Here is a 16929-nt window from a genome sequence, read left to right as displayed (position 1 = left end):
TCGAGAGAGCCATCGCGGGACGCCCTTCGCGAACGTACGTACGGACATCACCGTCGACAACGACGGCCGGCACGGCGGCGACGCGAGCGCCTGGAGCCGTACTGCACTACGGACGTGGTGCGTCCACGGAATCTGTACGAGGCGCAACGGACCCTGCGCCCTTGGCGTCCACCGCCACCACATCCGCCCCCTCCGGAAGCCCCCGCATCAACCCCCAGTACCCCAGCGCCGCCCCCGTCCCGAGCACCGCGCACGCCCCCCACAGCCACTGGGCCCCGAACCGGTCGATGATCGTGCCGGACATCAGCGGAGCGACGAGCGCGGCGACGGACCACGACATCGTGTACATGCCCTGGTAGCGCCCGCGTCCGTGCGTGGGCGAGAGCCGCACGACCAGACCGGTCTGGGTCGGCGCGTTGACGATCTCGGCGAGCGTCCACACGCACACCGTGAGCGCGAAGACGCCGACCGACCCGGCGAACGCGGTGAGCCCGAATCCGTACCCGGCGAGGACCGAGGAGATCACCAACAGCCGCCGCGGGTCCCGGTGTTCGATGAACCGGGTGACGGGGATCTGCAGGGCGACGATCAGTACGCCGTTCACGGCGATGGCGACGCCGTAGTCGGCGGGCGTGAACCCGGCCGCGCCCATGGCGACCGGCAGACCCACCGACCCCTGCTGGAAGACCAGCGCGACGAGGAACGAAAGGCCGACGACGCCCATGAACCGCCCGTCGCGCAGGACGGTCCCGAGCCCGGCCTCCGGCTCGGACTCCTTCTCCAGGGCGGTACGCACGGGCCGCGACTCCGGCAGCTTCATGAAGACGACGATCGCGCAGGCCATGGTCATGGCGGCCTCGATGAGGAAGCCCGCGCGGTAGCTGTACGAGGCGATGAACCCCGCCCCGGCCGAGGAGACGGCGAATCCGAGGTTGATGGCCCAGTAGTTGAGGGAGAACGCCCGTACCCGGTCCTCGGGGCGCACGATGTCGGCCATCATCGCCTGCACGGCGGGGCGGGAGGCGTTGCTGGCCATGCCCACCAGGAAGGCGACACCGGCGATGGCGAGGGGGTGCTGCACGAAGCCGAGCACCGCCACCGACACGGCGGTCGACGCCTGGGCGATCAGCAGGGTGGGCCGCCGCCCGAGCCGGTCGGCCATGACCCCCGCGCCCAGCGAGGAGACGACGCCGCCGAGCCCGTGGAGGGCGGCGACGAGCCCCGCGTACGAGGCGGAGTAGCCGCGCTCCAGGGTGAGGTACAGGGCCATGAAGGTGGCGACGAAGGCGCCGAGCCGGTTGACCAGGGTGCTCGTCCACAGCCACCAGAAGGCGCGGGGCAGACCCGAGACGCTCTCGCTGACGGCGCGTCTCACGGCGGTGAACGGCATAGGGATCCCCCGGGAAAGTATGTAAGTGGCTCATCCGCGTATGTAAGTGGCTCACGCGGTAACCGCACATTACGAGTTCCGGGTCAGGAACGGCCACTCAATTGACGGGAGCCGTCAACTGTCACCCCTGCCGCCGCCCGCGCCCGCCCTCACGCCCGCGCGCGCGAGGCTCCCCGGGGTTCGATTACGCTCAGAGGCATGGCCGACGCACCGTACAAGCTGATCCTCCTCCGCCACGGCGAGAGCGAATGGAACGCGAAGAACCTGTTCACCGGCTGGGTGGACGTCAACCTCAACGAGAAGGGTGAGAAGGAGGCGGTCCGCGGCGGTGAGCTGCTGAAGGACGCCGGCCTGCTCCCCGACGTGGTCCACACGTCGCTCCAGAAGCGCGCGATCCGCACGGCCCAGCTGGCGCTGGAGTCCGCCGACCGCCACTGGATCCCGGTCCACCGCAGCTGGCGCCTGAACGAGCGCCACTACGGCGCGCTCCAGGGCAAGGACAAGGCGCAGACGCTCGCCGAGTTCGGCGAGGAGCAGTTCATGCTCTGGCGCCGCTCGTACGACACCCCGCCGCCGGCGCTCGACCGCGACGCGGAGTACTCGCAGTTCTCCGACCCCCGCTACGCGACGCTCCCGCCGGAGCTGCGCCCCCGGACGGAGTGCCTGAAGGACGTCGTCGTCCGGATGCTCCCGTACTGGTTCGACGGCATCGTCCCGGACCTGCTGACCGGCAGGACGGTCCTGGTAGCGGCCCACGGAAACTCGCTCCGCGCCCTGGTCAAGCACCTGGACGGCATCTCGGACGCCGACATCGCGGGCCTGAACATCCCGACCGGCATCCCGCTCTCGTACGAACTGGACGCCGACTTCAAGCCGGTGAAGGCCGGGGGCACGTACCTCGACCCCGAGGCGGCGAAGGCGGCCATCGAGGCGGTCAAGAACCAGGGCAAGAAGAAGTAAGCCACATCTATTCAGCCCCCTGCCTGCGGTTTTTCCGCAGGCAGGGGGCTTGTTGCGGTAACGGGGCCGTCGCTGGGCCGTGAAAGGGATTCGGGGCCGTTGTCAAGGGACCCTGCATGCCTCGGTGAATGGCAATGTGCCCGGTATGCTTGCCGCGTCTCATCCTGAACCTCCCCTGAACTCCGCATTGTGACGCGTGAGTTCCAAGGCTCCGGCCCGAGCGGCGGGTCGGCTGGAGGAGAAGGGGAGGTGGTAGAGGTGAGCCTTAAGAAGGACGAGCCTCGTAGGTGGACCAGTGCCGAGAGATGGCAAGTCTGGCTTACGGGGACGGGCCTGCTGGTGGCCATCGTTACCGGCGTGATGCAGTTCGCTCGATGAGTGAGTCACGCGCGAGAACGGTCGGGGTCGGGTGCTGCACATGCAGCGAGCCCGGTCTACTCCTACGCGACCGGGCTCGTTGACTGCACGAGGGCCTGGATCTGGTTGCCGCCGGATCCGGGTCCTCGGTGGTTCTCGAGTCGTAACTCTCTAAGACCAACTCAAGCTAACTGAAGCTAACTGGCTTCGAGTCTCTCACGCGTAACTAATACCCTCAACTTTCTGTGAGTGGTAGTCGAGCTCTTGTCTGGCTTGGTCTTCGCTTAAGCAGTAGGCGGTCCGACTTCGAAGCGCTGAGCGAGTGGGCAAAGCCATGATCACGATCGTCGTGAACGGCCTCGGCGACATGCCGGCCCGACTCGCCGCACACGGTATCGACCACGAACGGGTCGAGACCTACAGCAACGGCGTGCGCCACGTCGTCGTGCTGGACCCAGACGGGAACAGTCCGTCACTCGCCGAGTCCCCCCACCGGTGAGCTTCTCCAACCTGCGCGCTGTGCTGCACCGCACCTGACCTGGGCCTGCACGCGGGCGCGGGCCGCCCCATGGGCCGTAGTTGCCGACCCAGTGCGCGCTCATGACGGCCAGGCGTCGGCCATCCTGAAGGTGACCACGGTTCCGCCGAAGCGGCTTGCTCCGGCGTGCCAGGAGTCGGCGACAGAGTCGACGAGGAGTAGCCCGCGGCCGTGTGCGTCGCTGGCATCGGGGCGCCTGAGTCGTACGTTCTCCGGGAGTCCCGGGTTGTGCACATTGACCCGGAGGGAGCCACCCTCGCGGAACCACTCCACCCGAACGACCCAGGGCTCGTCCGACCTGCCATGGACGACGGCGTTGGTCACGAGCTCCGAGATCATCAGGATGCAGTCGTCGACGGAGCAGGCGGGGTCGTACGGAGTGATGAACTTCCGGAACCAACGCCGAGCCCGAGGCACGGACTCCGCGACGGGGTGCAGGGTCATCGCACCGAGACGCGGCGACTCTTCGCAGGGATTGTGGTCGAACGTGTAGGTCATCAGCGTCCCGCACCTCTCGCTCCCGAGGCCCCCGAGACTGACCTCTCTATACATCTCACTCTCTCCAGCATCTCTAGAGACGTCAATCGAAAATGCGGAAAAGGTAGACGCCCGCATCGGTGACTACTCGCAGCGAACGAACGCCCAACCTGTGGCCTAAGGTGTCTAGAGATGAGTGGGAGGAGGCCTACGGGATGGCCCACACCGAAGACGGCCCTCGGCCTAAGTACCAGCGGATCGCCGACGCTTTGCGCGAGTCGATCCAGGCGGGCCAGTACGGTCCCGGTGATCGACTGCCGGGTGAGAACGACCTCATGACCACGCACGGCGTTGCCCGCATGACGGCACGCCAGGCCCTGGGTGTCCTTCGGGATGAGGGCCTCGCTGAAGCCCGTAAGGGTGCCGGTGTGTTCGTCCGCACCTTTCGCCCGCTGCGGCGTCGAGGCATCCAGCGGCTGGCCGAGCAGCAGTGGGGTAACGGCCGCTCCATCTGGTCGGCGGACATCGAGGACCGCTCTCTTGAAGTGGACCAGGTCACCGTGTCCGAGGAGACCGCACCCGAACGCATCGGGGCGGTCCTGGAGTTGGCCGCCGAGGAACCGGTGTGCGTGAGGCGCCGGCGTTTCGTTCTGGACGGCAAGCCTGTCCTGCTCGCGACGAGCTACCTGCCCATGCCCCTGGTCGCCGGATCCGCGATCACCCAAGAGGACACCGGGGAGGGCGGAACGTACGCCAGGCTCGCCGACCTCGGCCACAAACCGGTGCACTTCCGCGAGGAGATCCGCTCACGCATGCCGTCGAAGGGTGAAGGGGCGCGCTTGAGCATGTCGGGGGGCACCCCTGTCATCGTCATTTGCCGTACGGCCTTCACGGCCGAAGGACGCCCCGTCGAGGTCAATGAAATGACGTTGGACGCCGCCTCGTACGTCCTGGAGTACGACTTCGACGCCTAACCGCTCAGCTGCCGTGGCCAGCCGTCTGGTTCCGGTGGGCGCACTGTCCCAGCTGCTGTCGAGTGGCAACCTTCCTCACGGCGGGCGCCGCACCTCACGGTGACCCCGAATCCGTTATGCCCTCCGCGAGTTGGCCCACCGCGTTCAGGATGCTGTGGCCGAAGTCAGTCGGGGCGACCACCACTCCGAACGCCACCGCGAGCGCCATCGTCACCATCTGGTCGCCCCGGCTCCTGGCCTGCACCTTGCGGCGTAGCAGGAAGAAGAGGATGACTGCCAGGAGCACCGCAACGTTGATCGTCAGCACCATCGGCCAGGCCCCCTGCCCATGAGAACGTCCCGGGCTTCCTGTTGTAGCCCAGAACTCCGCACCGTGGCGGCCCGCTTACCTGTAGTTGGCAGCAATGTGCTCACTCGGGGCCGAATCGATACGCGGCTCAAGCGATCGGCAGGCCGCGCTGGGGTGAGCCTCGATCGGCGCGTTGGTCAGCCCGCCCCGCAACTCCCCACGCGCGCGTGCGCCGTTGACGCGCCCCGCCCGGGTGGGCATGCAATGGGCAACAGGCAGTACGTCGTACGCCTTCGAGGAGGAGACCATGGCCGAGTGCCCTATGCGCGAACCCGTCCCCGAGCAGCCGGTCGACACGCCTGGGCTGCCCGCCCTCGTCCTTCTGGGTGCCTGCGGCTGCGGCTCCGGCTGCAGCTGTGGTTGCCAGTCCGGTGGTCCCTGCCAGTGCGGGGGCGGCTGCGGCTGACCGAAGGACCGGCAGGAGCGCACCAGGAGCGCACCAGGAGCGCACACGGCTGTGCCCCGCGCGGCGTCCTGATGACGTCGGGCGGGGCACAGGCGGATGGGGCACGTTCCGTGCGGCGGGGCTACGCGCCGCCCTCCACCGGCGCCGAACCCGTCGCCGTCGAACCCGTCGCCGCCGGACCCGTCTGCTGGATCTCGTCCGCGTGCTCGCCCGTGACCAGGTACACGACGCGCTTCGCCACCGACACCGCGTGGTCCGCGAAGCGCTCGTAGTAGCGGCCGAGGAGCGTCACGTCGACGGCCGTCTCGATGCCGTGCTTCCAGCGGTCGTCCATCAGGTGCTGGAAGAGCGTGCGGTGCAACTGGTCCATCTCGTCGTCGTCCTGCTCCAGCTGGAGCGCGAGGTCGACGTCCTTGGTGATGATGACCTCCGCCGCCTTCGCCATCAGGCGCTGCGCGAGCTGGCCCATCTCCAGGATCGTGGCGTGCAGGTCCCGCGGCACCGCCGAGTCCGGGAAGCGGAGCCTCGCCAGCTTGGCGACGTGCTGGGCGAGGTCGCCCGAGCGTTCCAGGTCGGCGCTCATGCGCAGCGAGGTGACGACGATGCGCAGATCGGTGGCGACCGGCTGCTGGCGCGCGAGCAGGGCTATCGCGCGGGCCTCCAGGTCGTGCTGCAGATCGTCGACCTTCTGGTCGGCCGCGATCACGCTCTCGGCCATCTTCAGGTCGGCGTCGAGCATGGCCGTCGTGGCGCGCCCGATCGCGGACCCGACGAGGCGGGCCATCTCGACCAGGCTGTCGCCGATCGAGTCAAGTTCCTCGTGGTACGCGTCCCGCATGTGGCTGTCCCTACTCTCGTACGTCCAGGGGGCCGGCCCCTACCGCTCAATACGTCGCAAGGGGCTGGCCCCTACGCTCCCACGGTGCGGGCCCGACGCGTCCGTTTCCGACACCCCACATGAATCACCACCGTCATCAAGGTGAACTGTGGGCGACGCAGGGCGGTGACCCCGCCCGCACCCGCCGTGATCCGGGCGGGGGAAGTGAACCAGCACCGTCCCCACGGTGAACTCTGGGCGACGAGTGTTCGAGGCGGCACCCGTTTGGCTGTGGGCGACACCGAACCGGCGCATAACCTGGAGACATGGACGTGAACGCGGCGGTCGCCGCAGCTGCAGCGATCGCCGGGGTGTGCACCGGTGTCATCGCCATGCTGGCGTTCCGATGGAGCGAGCGCGACCAGAAACGCCCCACCCGGACCTCCCTGCACACCGACCCCGTACTCCCGCCGGGCGTGGACACGGTGCTCTCCGTGCTGCGCTCCTCCGCCGTCGTCCTCGACGAGGCCGACAGCGTGGTCAAGGCCAGCTCGGCGGCGTACGCACTCGGGCTCGTGCGCGGCGGGAAGCTCGCCGTCGAACCGATGCTGCAGATGGCCCGCGACACCCGCCGCGACGGGGAGATACGCCAGGTCGAGCTGGACCTGCCCCGGCGCGGAACCGGCCGCGGCGAGGCCCTCGCGGTCTCCGCGCGGGTGGCACCGCTCGGCTCGCGCCTGGTGCTGCTCCTGGTCGAGGACCTCACGGAGGCCCGCCGCATCGAGGCCGTCCGCCGTGACTTCGTCGCGAACGTCAGCCACGAGCTGAAGACCCCCGTGGGCGCCCTCAGCCTCCTCTCCGAAGCCGTCATGGACGCCTCCGACGACCCCGAGGCCGTCGAACGCTTCGCGGGCCGCATGCAGATCGAGGCGACCCGCCTGACCAGCCTCGTCCAGGAGCTCATCGACCTCTCCCGGGTGCAGAACGACGACCCCCTGGAGGACGCCGAACCCGTACGGGTCGACGAACTGGTGGCGGAGGCGATCGACCGCAGCCGTCACCAGGCCTCCCACAAGCAGATCACCATGGCCGCCGGCGGCACCGCCGAGCTGCAGATCTGGGGCAACCGGGGCCAGCTCGCGGCGGCCCTCGGCAACCTCGTCGAGAACGCCGTGAACTACAGTCCGGCCCGCACCCGCGTGGGCATAGCCGCCCGCCGGGTCACCGCACCCGGCGGGGACCTGATCGAGGTCGCGGTCACCGACCAGGGCATCGGCATCTCCGACAAGGACAAGGAGCGCATCTTCGAGCGCTTCTACCGCGTCGACCCGGCCCGCTCCCGGGCCACCGGCGGTACCGGCCTCGGCCTCGCCATCGTCAAGCACGTGGCCGCCTCGCACGGCGGGGAAGTCACCGTGTGGAGCTCCGAGGGACAGGGCTCCACCTTCACCCTGCGGCTGCCCGAGGCGGCCGCGCACCGCGACCGCGGAACCGGTCACGGCGGCGGTCTCAGCGAAGAGACCACCCCACCCGGCGAGTCGGCCGAGACCACCACGTACGAACCCATTCCTGCCCCGGAGGTCCTTCCGTGACCCGAGTGCTCGTCGTCGAGGACGAGGAATCCTTCAGCGACGCTCTGTCCTACATGCTCCGCAAGGAGGGCTTCGAAGTCGCCATCGCGGCGACGGGCCCGGACGGACTCGACGAATTCGAGCGCAACGGCGCCGACCTCGTCCTGCTCGACCTGATGCTGCCCGGCCTGCCCGGCACCGAGGTCTGCCGTCAGCTGCGCAGCCGTTCCAACGTCCCGGTGATCATGGTCACCGCCAAGGACAGCGAGATCGACAAGGTGGTGGGCCTGGAGATAGGGGCCGATGACTACGTCACCAAGCCCTTCTCCTCGCGGGAACTGGTCGCCCGCATCCGCGCGGTGCTCCGCCGCCGCGGCGAGCCGGAGGAGGTCACCCCGCAGGCCCTGGAGGCAGGCCCGGTCCGCATGGACGTGGACCGCCACGTGGTGACGGTCTCCGGCTCCAAGGTCGACCTGCCCCTCAAGGAGTTCGACCTCCTGGAGATGCTGCTGCGCAACGCGGGCCGCGTACTGACCCGTATGCAGCTCATCGACCGCGTCTGGGGCGCGGACTACGTGGGGGACACCAAGACCCTCGACGTCCACGTCAAGCGCCTGCGCGCCAAGATCGAGCCGGACCCGGGGGCGCCGCGCTATCTGGTGACGGTCCGCGGCCTGGGCTACAAGTTCGAGCCGTAAACCGCCGCACCGGCCGCCACACCGGCCGCACACGGCCCCGGAACGGCGTCCGGAACGGCATGAAGGGCGGGACCCCCTGGTCGGGGTCCCGCCCTTCATGTCTGCCGTGCTGCGTTACGTACGCCGATCAGTGCTCGGCACCGGCACCGGTGTCGCTGCCGGCGTCGGCACCGTCACCGGCGTCCGTGCCGGAACCCGTGCCCGTGCCCGTGCCCGCGTTGTGCGACGCGGAGCCGGACGGGTTCGTGCGGGCTCCGTCGGACGCCTTGTCGGACGCCTTGTCGGACGGCTCGCCGGAGCCGTTCGGTGTCGGCTCGCCGGACTTGATGGGCTTCTCCGGCTTCTCGTCCGGCGACTGCGGAACCTCGGTCGGGCCCCACTTGCTGAAGTAGCTGTTCGCGGGGACGACGAACGCCTCCATCTTCACGTCGCCGGTGGTGCCGAACGAGAAGGTGACCGGCTGCGCGTTGCCGTCCTTGACGGCCTCGCGGCTCGCGGACAGGACGGCCGAGGCGTTGTCCTTGCCGCCGATGACGACGGAGCCGCCGGCCGGGATGGTCAGCGGACCGTTCGGCTTGGAGGCCTTGTCGTCCTTGCCCGGCGTGAGCTTGGCCTTCTTGGCCGTGCCGTCGACCGCGATGGCGTTCAGGGTCTCGGGCTTGTCGCCGGTGTTGAAGATCGTCGCGGAGACCGCGGCCGGGCCCTTGGACTCGGGGTCCGGCTGCGTGATGACCATGGCGTTCTGGATCTTGATGTTGCCGACGGAGGTCGCGGCGTTGTCCGGCTTGACCTCCATCGTCTGAGCGTTGTTGCCTGCGGCGCACGCGGAGAGCGACGCAAGCGAGAACGCGATGGCGGTGGCGGCGAGGGCGCCGCGTCGAAGGCTGCGGCTCACGGCGGCGGCAACTCCTTGAACGTGGGCGGTACAGGACGGTCGGGCGACCGTAAAGCCGCCCTAAGGGTGTGTCAGCGCGCTTAGGTTACCGAGCCGTTCCCGCGCCACCGCACCCGACCCGCCCCTTAGGGCCTCCGGTGCGTCGCGACGTCCCCCGAGCCCCGCCGGGCACCCCGCGCCTCACCCGCCCCGAAGTCCTCGTGGTCACCATTCGTATAAGCGCAGCCAAGGGCTCCCGCGCCCCGTCCAGCGGATTTCCGGTAAGGAATGCGGGGGGCGCCGGGAAATTGATCACACAGCCGCTTGATCAATTCAGGAATCGTGCCGGACGGCGCTCAGCACACCTCTGCGACCTCCGAACGGAGTATCGAAAGTTCACCGCTTGGAACCGCGCAAACCGGGACGTTCGGCCGCCCCGGACGCTCTTCGGGGGCGCGTGACGGGTGTGTTTCCGGCTCCCCGGAGAGCCGCTCCGACCTGCGAATACCCCGTTCCGAGGCCCCTTCGAAGCACGTTCCTGTTGCTGTTGTCAAGCCCCGAGATATGCCCTGACCTGCGAAAACGCCATTCAGAAGAGGCGATTCTCGTGTTAGGATGGATAGCCACGGAAGGGGTACCTGTCACATGACGTTCAAGGTTGGCGACACCGTGGTCTATCCCCATCACGGGGCCGCGCTGATCGAGGCTATCGAAACTCGCCAGATCAAAGGCGTGGACAAGACCTACTTGGTGCTGAAGGTCGCCCAGGGCGACCTGACGGTACGTGTGCCAGCGGACAATGCGGAGTTCGTCGGTGTGCGTGATGTGGTCGGGCAGGACGGCCTCGACCGGGTCTTCGAAGTACTGCGCGCGCCGTACGCCGAAGAGCCCACGAACTGGTCGCGTCGCTACAAGGCAAATCTCGAGAAGCTCGCCTCCGGCGATGTCATCAAGGTCGCGGAAGTCGTACGTGACCTGTGGCGTCGTGAGCGGGAGCGTGGACTGTCGGCCGGCGAGAAGCGCATGCTCGCCAAGGCCCGCCAGATCCTGGTGAGCGAGCTCGCCCTCGCGGAGAACACGAACGAGGACAAGGCCGAGGCCCTGCTGGACGAGGTCCTCGCGTCCTGACGCGGACGGCCCGGGGCTCCTGCCTCGGCGGTTCCGCGCTGAATCGGCGCAGTAATGCCGCGGTGCCCGCTGACCCTTTTGGGAGTCGCCGGGCGCTGCGGCATGTTCGTACCCGGAATCAGAATCAGCTCTTGGTCAGAGCTGGATTTTCGTCATCCAGGCGGATGTGGTGAGGCGACCCGCGGGGCCGTGTTCGGTGTGCCGGGCCCGGGCAGCTGGCTCGACCGGATGTCACGGAAGGGTCCGGTCGAGGCTCGCGCCCGGCACTCCCCCAAGCTCCCGTTCGCACGCGAGCAGGGGGCACGCCCAGGCCATACCCACGTCGGTCGAGCACACAAACCTGAACGGAACCGATGTCTAGCGAATCCCGTACCGCGGTGGTCATTCCCGCGGCTGGGCGGGGCGTGCGCCTCGGCCCCGGCGCCCCCAAAGCGCTTCGCGCGCTGAACGGCACCCCGATGCTCATCCACGCCGTGCGCGCCATGGCGGAGTCCCGCGCCGTCTCCCTCGTCGTCGTGGTGGCACCGCCGGACGGCGCCCCCGAGGTCAAGACCCTCCTCGACGACCACGCGCTGCCCGAGCGGACCGACTTCCTCGTCGTGCCCGGCGGGGAGAGCCGCCAGGAGTCCGTGCGGGCCGGCCTCGACGCGCTGCCGCCCGGCTTCGACATCGTGCTCGTGCACGACGCGGCGCGCCCCCTCGTCCCCGTCGACACGGTCGACGGCGTCATCGCGGCCGTACGCGACGGAGCGCCCGCCGTGGTGCCCGCGCTGCCGCTGACCGACACCGTCAAGCAGGTCGATCCTGCCGCGGAGCCGGACGCGCCCGAGCCCGTCGTGGCCACGCCCGAGCGGGCGCGGCTGCGCGCCGTGCAGACCCCGCAGGGCTTCGACAGGGACACGCTCGTACGCGCCCACGAGAGAGTCACCGAGAACGTCACGGACGACGCGAGCATGGTCGAGCAGCTCGGTCTGCCCGTCGTCGTCGTGCCCGGTCACGAGGAGGCCTTCAAGGTGACGCGCCCCCTGGACCTCGTGCTCGCCGAGGCCGTTCTCGCCCGCAGGAGGGCCAACGATGGCTTCTGAGACGCCCGCGCCCGCCCCCGTGCTGCCGCAGGTCGGCATCGGCACCGACATCCACGCCTTCGAGGAGGGCCGCGAGCTGTGGTGCGCGGGCCTGAAGTGGGAGGGCCAGGGGCCGGGGCTCGCCGGGCACTCCGACGCCGACGTCGTCGCGCACGCCGCCTGCAACGCGCTGTTCTCCGCCGCGGGCCTCGGTGACCTCGGCGCGCACTTCGGCACCGGCCGCCCGGAGTGGTCCGGCGCCTCCGGCCTGACGCTGCTCACCGAGGCCGCCCGCATCGTCCGGGACGCCGGCTTCACCGTCGGCAACGTCGCCGTGCAGGTCATCGGCGACCGCCCGAAGATCGGCAAGCGCAGGGACGAGGCGCAGAAGGTGCTCTCCGAGGCGGCCGGGGCCCCCGTGTCCGTCTCCGGGGCCACCACCGACGGCCTCGGGTTCCCCGGCCGCGGCGACGGGCTCGCGGCGATCGCCACCGCGTTGGTCGTACGTACGTCGTCCTGAGCGGGGCAACGGGGTAGTCGTATGGCTTGTACGGGGTGAAAGCGCCGTACCGACCGCCCCCACGAAGGAGTGAGATTCATGTCCGCCGCACTGTCCGACCAGCTCAAGGCCCTGCTCGACACCCCCGTCTTCATCACCGTCGCGACCATCCAGCCCGACGGCAGCCCCCAGGTGTCGCCGGTCTGGGTGAAGCGGGACGGGGACGACGTGCTGTTCTCGACCACCGTCGACCGGCGCAAGGAGAAGAACCTGCGGCGTGATCCGCGGGTGACGGTGCTGGTCCAGCCGTTCGACGCCCCCTACACGTACGCGGAGATCCGCGGCACGGCGACAATGACGACCGAGGGCGGGCAGGAGCTCATCGACGAGCTGTCGGTGAAGTACACCGGGAAGAAGTACGCCGAGTTCAACCCGGGCTCCAAGGACGACACCCAGCGGGTCGTCGTCAGGGTCTCCGCGCGCAAGGTCGTCGGCAGCATCTGAGGGACGCCGCGTGGCGGGTGACATCACAGTTCGGTGCCCTGTGGCCCAAGGGGGCACAGGGCACTGCCCCACGACCACTACCCTGGAGTGGTGACGATTCGCCTGTACGACACCAGCGCCCGGCAGATCCGTGACTTCAGCCCCCTCAATGACGGCTGCGTCTCGATCTACCTCTGTGGTGCCACGGTGCAGGCGGCCCCGCACATCGGGCACATCCGCTCGGGCCTGAACTTCGACATCATGCGCCGCTGGTTCGCCTACCGCGGGTACGACGTGACGTTCATCAGGAACGTGACGGACATCGACGACAAGATCATCAAGAAGTCGGCCGAACAGGACCGCCCCTGGTGGTCCATCGGGTACGAGAACGAGCGCGCCTTCAACGACGGCTACGACGCGCTCGGCTGCCTCCCGCCCACCTACGAACCCCGCGCCACCGGTCACGTCACCGAGATGGTCGAGATGATGCGCGGCCTCATCGAGCGCGGCCACGCGTACGAGGCGGACGGCAGCGTCTACTTCGACGTGCGCTCCTGGCCCCAGTACCTGGAGCTCTCCAACCAGGACATCGACGACCTGCGCCAGCCCGACGAGGGCGTCTCGGGCAAGCGCGACCCGCGTGACTTCGCCATGTGGAAGGCCGTCAAGCCGGGCGAGCCCGCCTGGGAGACCCCCTTCGGCCGCGGCCGCCCCGGCTGGCACCTGGAGTGCTCGGCCATGGCCCACAAGTACCTGGGCCGCGCGTTCGACATCCACGGCGGCGGGATCGACCTGATCTTCCCGCACCACGAGAACGAGATCGCCCAGGCCAAGGCCTTCGGCGACGCGTTCGCGCGCTACTGGGTGCACAACGGCTGGGTCACCATGAGAGGCGAGAAGATGTCGAAGTCCCTCGGGAACTCGGTCCTCGTCAGCGAGATGGTCAATCAGTGGCGCCCCATCGTCCTGCGCTACTACCTGGGCACCCCGCACTACCGCTCGATGATCGAGTACAGCCCGGAGGCCCTGCGCGAGGCCGAGTCCGCGTTCGCCCGCATCGAGGGCTTCGTGCAGCGCGTGGTGGAGAAGGCCGGCGGGATCGTCGAGCCCGCGGCCCAGGTGCCGCCCGCGTTCGCCGACGCCATGGACGACGACATGGGCGTCCCGCAGGCGCTCGCCATCGTGCACACCACGGTCCGCCAGGGCAACAGCGCGCTGGCCGCCGACGACAAGGAAGCCGCCGTGGCGCGCCTCGCCGAGGTGCGGGCCATGCTCGGCGTCCTCGGCCTCGACCCGCTCGACCCGCACTGGGACGGCGGGGAGAGCGACCGGGGCGAAGACCTGCACGGCGTGGTCGACACCCTGGTGCGCCTGGTCCTCGACCAGCGCGAGGCCGCCCGCGGCCGCAAGGACTGGGCCACCGCCGACGCCATCCGCGACCAGCTGAACCAGTCGGGCCTCGTCATCGAGGACAGCCCGGCAGGCCCACGCTGGACGCTCGGTCCGCGCTGAGCGGCACCGCTGATGTGCCGCCCGGCGTTCCGGGCGGCACACTTCATAGACGTACACCCGTGCGCGTACGCACGTACGCGCCCACGCATCACGACAGACAGGTAGGTCATGGCCGCTAACAACCGCCGCATGTCCGGCAAGAAGGGCGCGCAGGTCGGCAGCGGCGGCAATCGGCGCCGCGGCCTCGAGGGCAAGGGTCCGACGCCGCCCGCCGAGGCGCGCAAGGGGCACGTGAAGAACCGGATCGCCAACGCCAAGGCCAAGAAGGCCGTGGGGCGCCGCACCGCCACGCCCAAGGGGCGCGGCGGCAAGGGCACCTCCGAGATGGTCGTCGGCCGCAACCCGGTCTTCGAGGCGCTGCGCGACGGCGTGCCCGCCTCCACGCTCTACGTCCAGCAGTTCATCGACAACGACGAGCGGGTCCGCGAGGCGCTGCAGCTCGCGGCCGAGCGCGGCGGCATCCACCTCATGGAGGCGCCGCGGCCCGAGCTGGACCGCATGACGAACGGCCTGAACCACCAGGGCCTCGTCCTGCAGGTCCCGCCCTACGAGTACGCGCACGCCGAGGACCTCGCCGCCGCCGCGTACGACGAGGGCCAGGACCCGCTGATCGTCGCGCTCGACGGCGTGACGGACCCGCGCAACCTCGGCGCCGTCGTCCGCTCCGTCTCCGCGTTCGGCGGCCACGGCGTCCTCGTGCCCGAGCGGCGCGCCGCCGGTATGACGGCCGGCGCGTGGAAGTCGTCCGCGGGCACCGCCGCCCGGACGCCGGTCGCCCGGTGCACCAACCTGACGCGCGCCCTCGAGGCGTACAAGAAGGCGGGCATCGCCGTCGTCGGCCTCGCCGCCGACGGGGAGCACGAGGTCGGTGACCTCGAGGCGCTCAACGGTCCGGTCGTCGTGGTCGTCGGCAGCGAGGGCAAGGGTCTGTCCCGCCTGGTCGGGGAGACCTGCGACTTCCGGGTGCGGATTCCGATGCCGGGTGGCGCGGAGTCCCTGAACGCCGGTGTGGCCGCGGGCATCGTGCTGTACGAGGCGTCGCGCCGACGGGTCTGATCGTCCGGGAAGTCCGGGCCGCGGTGATCTCTTGACGCGGTCCGGACATTTCCCCAAGGTCAAGGCAGTGTCCTAAACACACATCACTCGGTTAGATGAGTGTGGACACCAGAACACCCCGCACTCCCACGGGGGGAAGCTCGTCAGGTTTCGACGATGCTCCCGCGCTGAGCATGGTGAAGGTGCCGAGCGACCCGGCGCAGGTCATCGTCAATCACGCGAGTTTCCGCGTGCAGCTTCCCGCCGCTGGGCGCACTCAATCCCCGCGTATCTCACGGCACTTGGGCATTCCCGACGAAACGGTGCGCATTCCCGCCGTCGGGACGGCCGCCAAGCGTCGCGCGCCCGTCGTCTGGAGCGGGAAGTCCGATCCGGACGACACCGGCGCGATCAGACTGCTGCAGGCCGTGCGCGGCAACAGCGTGCGCCGTTCGGCCGAAGAGGCGGGTCCCTACGACGAGGCGGGCGCCACGCAGGTCATCCCGCGCGTCGAGGTCGACGAGGGCCCCGGGACCGCCGAGACGCCCGCCGTCATCGGGCCGCGCACCCCCGAGCCCGGGACCCGGCTGCTGCCCCAGATGCGGCTGCCCGGCAGCGACTACGACGAACGCCTCGCCCAGCAGGACGCCGACGACGCGTACGACGCGTACGAGGACGACGACGCGGGCGCGGAGCGGCCCCGCAGGCACGGCTCGGATCCGGTCCGGCACGCCTACTACCCCGGCCGCCGCATGAACCTCGGCGTCGTGCTGCTCCCGCTGCGCGTCTTCCTCGGTTTCATCTCCGTCTACGCCGGCATGGGCAAGCTCTGCGACCCCGTCTACTTCGACGGCGGCGAACGCGGCTCCATGGTCAAGTGGCTGACCTCGCTGCACCCCTGGGCGCTCGCCGAGCCGCTGCGGGACTTCGCCCTCCAGCACCCGGTGGGCGCCGGGCTCTTCATCGCCTTCCTCCAGGTCGTCGTCGGCGTCCTGACGGTGCTCGGGCTGTGGCAGCGGGTCGCCGCCTCCATCGGCGTGCTGCTCTCGGCGGCGCTCATCGTCACCGTGAGCTGGAAGACCGTCCCCGCCTACGACGCGCCGGACATCATCTACCTCGCCGCCTGGTCGCCGCTGATCATCGCGGGCGCGCCCGTCTACTCCGTCGACGGACGCCTCGCGGGCGAGGCCTGGCGCACGCTCGGGCCGCGCGTCGACATCTGGGACCTGCGGCGGCGCGTGCTGCGGCGCGGCGGTCTGATCGGGGCGGTCGTGGTCGGTCTGACGCTGCTCATCGGGTCGATGCTGGGCGGCGCGGTGCGGGACGCGGACCGCGTCACGGCACCAGGCCCCGGCGAGGCACCGCGCAACGAACTGCCGGGCTCCCCGCTCCCCGGGGACCCCGCGAAGAAGCGGCAGCACCGGCAGGCGCAGAGCCCCACCGCGTCGGCGGGCGCCTCCCCGACGCAGGGCAGCTCCGCGAGCCCCACGCAGGGCGCCACGGCGCCGGACACGGCCCGCTCCCGCGAGACGGCCACGGCGGGCTCGACCCAGCCCAGCCAGACGCGGGGCAGCGGCACGACGGGCCAGGCGCCGCCGCAGCAGCAGTCGCAGCCCCAGCAGCCGTCGGCCACGACCGCGGGGCCGTCGTCCAGCGGCGGTTCCGGCGGCGGGGCGGGCGGCGCGGCCGGCACGGGCTCGGCCTCGGGCGGTGCCGGGGGCGAGAAGCCGGGTGGCCTGCTGGGCGGTGTGCTCGGCCGCTGAACGGCTTGACCCCGCTGTTCCCCCTACGCCGACG

The 16929-nt window shown here is 70.0% G+C and carries 17 protein-coding genes; 12 read left to right on the top strand and 5 right to left on the bottom strand.

Features of this window, described 5'->3' with window-relative positions; genetic code table 11:
• Positions 1–106: 106 nt before the first annotated feature.
• On the bottom strand, positions 107–1390 hold the full coding sequence (locus ACZ69I_RS08315; protein WP_470831002.1) for an MDR family MFS transporter: 1284 nt from the start codon (positions 1388–1390) through the stop codon (positions 107–109).
• Between the two features lie 198 nt (positions 1391–1588).
• On the opposite strand from ACZ69I_RS08315, the gene ACZ69I_RS08310 reads away from it, so the two are divergent.
• Together ACZ69I_RS08310 and ACZ69I_RS08305 are read left to right on the top strand one after the other, a co-directional pair.
• Complete coding sequence (locus tag ACZ69I_RS08310) at positions 1589–2350, top strand: phosphoglyceromutase (protein WP_470831001.1); 762 nt, start codon at positions 1589–1591, stop codon at positions 2348–2350.
• 691 nt (positions 2351–3041) lie between these two features.
• On the top strand, positions 3042–3206 hold the full coding sequence (locus tag ACZ69I_RS08305; protein WP_470831000.1) for a hypothetical protein: 165 nt from the start codon (positions 3042–3044) through the stop codon (positions 3204–3206).
• 99 nt (positions 3207–3305) lie between these two features.
• Here ACZ69I_RS08305 and ACZ69I_RS08300 read toward each other — a convergent pair whose 3' ends face one another.
• Entirely contained in the window at positions 3306–3743 is a 438-nt protein-coding gene (locus tag ACZ69I_RS08300; RefSeq protein ID WP_470831077.1) for an ATP-binding protein, read from the bottom strand.
• A 194-nt stretch (positions 3744–3937) separates the two neighbouring features.
• Here ACZ69I_RS08300 and ACZ69I_RS08295 point away from each other — a divergent pair, with 194 nt between their 5' ends.
• Complete coding sequence (locus ACZ69I_RS08295) at positions 3938–4696, top strand: GntR family transcriptional regulator (RefSeq protein WP_470830999.1); 759 nt, start codon at positions 3938–3940, stop codon at positions 4694–4696.
• A gap of 94 nt (positions 4697–4790) precedes the next feature.
• On the opposite strand, the gene ACZ69I_RS08290 is transcribed toward ACZ69I_RS08295, so the two are convergent.
• Complete coding sequence (locus tag ACZ69I_RS08290) at positions 4791–5006, bottom strand: hypothetical protein (protein WP_361721604.1); 216 nt, start codon at positions 5004–5006, stop codon at positions 4791–4793.
• Positions 5007–5572: 566 nt separating this feature from the next.
• Positions 5573–6289: a phosphate signaling complex protein PhoU gene (phoU, locus tag ACZ69I_RS08285; RefSeq protein WP_470830998.1), complete on the bottom strand. Its 717-nt coding sequence runs from the start codon at positions 6287–6289 to the stop codon at positions 5573–5575.
• A 305-nt stretch (positions 6290–6594) separates the two neighbouring features.
• On the opposite strand from phoU, the gene phoR reads away from it, so the two are divergent.
• The gene (gene phoR, locus ACZ69I_RS08280) at positions 6595–7860 is read left to right on the top strand and encodes a two-component system sensor histidine kinase PhoR (protein ID WP_470830997.1); all 1266 of its coding nucleotides are present in this window, start codon (positions 6595–6597) and stop codon (positions 7858–7860) included.
• Positions 7857–8537, top strand: a complete 681-nt coding sequence (gene phoP / locus ACZ69I_RS08275; protein ID WP_030682312.1) for a two-component system response regulator PhoP — start codon at positions 7857–7859, stop codon at positions 8535–8537. Before phoR ends, phoP begins: the two co-directional genes overlap by 4 nt.
• 127 nt (positions 8538–8664) lie before the next feature.
• Here the strand turns inward: phoP and ACZ69I_RS08270 are convergent, their stop codons facing one another.
• Positions 8665–9432 (bottom strand): copper chaperone PCu(A)C domain-containing protein, encoded by a 768-nt coding sequence (locus ACZ69I_RS08270; RefSeq protein ID WP_470830996.1) that lies wholly within the window; start codon positions 9430–9432, stop codon positions 8665–8667.
• Between the two features lie 624 nt (positions 9433–10056).
• Between ACZ69I_RS08270 and ACZ69I_RS08265 the strand changes: the two genes are divergently transcribed.
• From ACZ69I_RS08265 to ACZ69I_RS08235, 7 genes are all read left to right on the top strand, one after another.
• The gene (locus tag ACZ69I_RS08265) at positions 10057–10539 is read left to right on the top strand and encodes a CarD family transcriptional regulator (RefSeq protein WP_003953493.1); all 483 of its coding nucleotides are present in this window, start codon (positions 10057–10059) and stop codon (positions 10537–10539) included.
• A 353-nt stretch (positions 10540–10892) separates the two neighbouring features.
• Entirely contained in the window at positions 10893–11624 is a 732-nt protein-coding gene (gene ispD, locus ACZ69I_RS08260; protein WP_470830995.1) for a 2-C-methyl-D-erythritol 4-phosphate cytidylyltransferase, read from the top strand.
• Entirely contained in the window at positions 11614–12123 is a 510-nt protein-coding gene (ispF, locus tag ACZ69I_RS08255; protein WP_470830994.1) for a 2-C-methyl-D-erythritol 2,4-cyclodiphosphate synthase, read from the top strand. Before ispD ends, ispF begins: the two co-directional genes overlap by 11 nt.
• 78 nt (positions 12124–12201) lie before the next feature.
• Entirely contained in the window at positions 12202–12606 is a 405-nt protein-coding gene (locus ACZ69I_RS08250) for a PPOX class F420-dependent oxidoreductase (protein ID WP_470830993.1), read from the top strand.
• Positions 12607–12696: 90 nt separating this feature from the next.
• Positions 12697–14097 carry a cysteine--tRNA ligase gene (gene cysS, locus ACZ69I_RS08245; protein WP_470830992.1) on the top strand — a complete coding sequence of 467 codons (1401 nt, stop codon included), beginning with the start codon at positions 12697–12699 and terminating at the stop codon, positions 14095–14097.
• A 108-nt stretch (positions 14098–14205) separates the two neighbouring features.
• Positions 14206–15153, top strand: a complete 948-nt coding sequence (gene rlmB / locus ACZ69I_RS08240) for a 23S rRNA (guanosine(2251)-2'-O)-methyltransferase RlmB (protein WP_467672838.1) — start codon at positions 14206–14208, stop codon at positions 15151–15153.
• A 95-nt stretch (positions 15154–15248) separates the two neighbouring features.
• On the top strand, positions 15249–16895 hold the full coding sequence (locus ACZ69I_RS08235) for a DoxX family membrane protein (RefSeq protein WP_470830991.1): 1647 nt from the start codon (positions 15249–15251) through the stop codon (positions 16893–16895).
• The last annotated feature ends 34 nt before the right edge of the window (positions 16896–16929 follow it).

Source organism: Streptomyces sp. NPDC036815 (genome assembly GCF_055609205.1).
Note: the sequence above shows the minus strand (reverse complement) of the source record. Positions and strands in the feature narration are given on the sequence as shown.

Coding starts and splice junctions, on each gene's coding strand:
- ACZ69I_RS08315 (WP_470831002.1), bottom strand. CDS start 1,390: ATGCCGTTCACCGCCGTGAGACGCGCCGTCAGCGAGAGCGTCTCGGGT.
- ACZ69I_RS08310 (WP_470831001.1), top strand. CDS start 1,589: ATGGCCGACGCACCGTACAAGCTGATCCTCCTCCGCCACGGCGAGAGC.
- ACZ69I_RS08305 (WP_470831000.1), top strand. CDS start 3,042: ATGATCACGATCGTCGTGAACGGCCTCGGCGACATGCCGGCCCGACTC.
- ACZ69I_RS08300 (WP_470831077.1), bottom strand. CDS start 3,743: ATGACCTACACGTTCGACCACAATCCCTGCGAAGAGTCGCCGCGTCTC.
- ACZ69I_RS08295 (WP_470830999.1), top strand. CDS start 3,938: ATGGCCCACACCGAAGACGGCCCTCGGCCTAAGTACCAGCGGATCGCC.
- ACZ69I_RS08290 (WP_361721604.1), bottom strand. CDS start 5,006: ATGGTGCTGACGATCAACGTTGCGGTGCTCCTGGCAGTCATCCTCTTC.
- phoU (WP_470830998.1), bottom strand. CDS start 6,289: ATGCGGGACGCGTACCACGAGGAACTTGACTCGATCGGCGACAGCCTG.
- phoR (WP_470830997.1), top strand. CDS start 6,595: ATGGACGTGAACGCGGCGGTCGCCGCAGCTGCAGCGATCGCCGGGGTG.
- ACZ69I_RS08265 (WP_003953493.1), top strand. CDS start 10,057: ATGACGTTCAAGGTTGGCGACACCGTGGTCTATCCCCATCACGGGGCC.
- ispD (WP_470830995.1), top strand. CDS start 10,893: ATGTCTAGCGAATCCCGTACCGCGGTGGTCATTCCCGCGGCTGGGCGG.
- ispF (WP_470830994.1), top strand. CDS start 11,614: ATGGCTTCTGAGACGCCCGCGCCCGCCCCCGTGCTGCCGCAGGTCGGC.
- ACZ69I_RS08250 (WP_470830993.1), top strand. CDS start 12,202: ATGTCCGCCGCACTGTCCGACCAGCTCAAGGCCCTGCTCGACACCCCC.
- rlmB (WP_467672838.1), top strand. CDS start 14,206: ATGGCCGCTAACAACCGCCGCATGTCCGGCAAGAAGGGCGCGCAGGTC.
- ACZ69I_RS08235 (WP_470830991.1), top strand. CDS start 15,249: ATGAGTGTGGACACCAGAACACCCCGCACTCCCACGGGGGGAAGCTCG.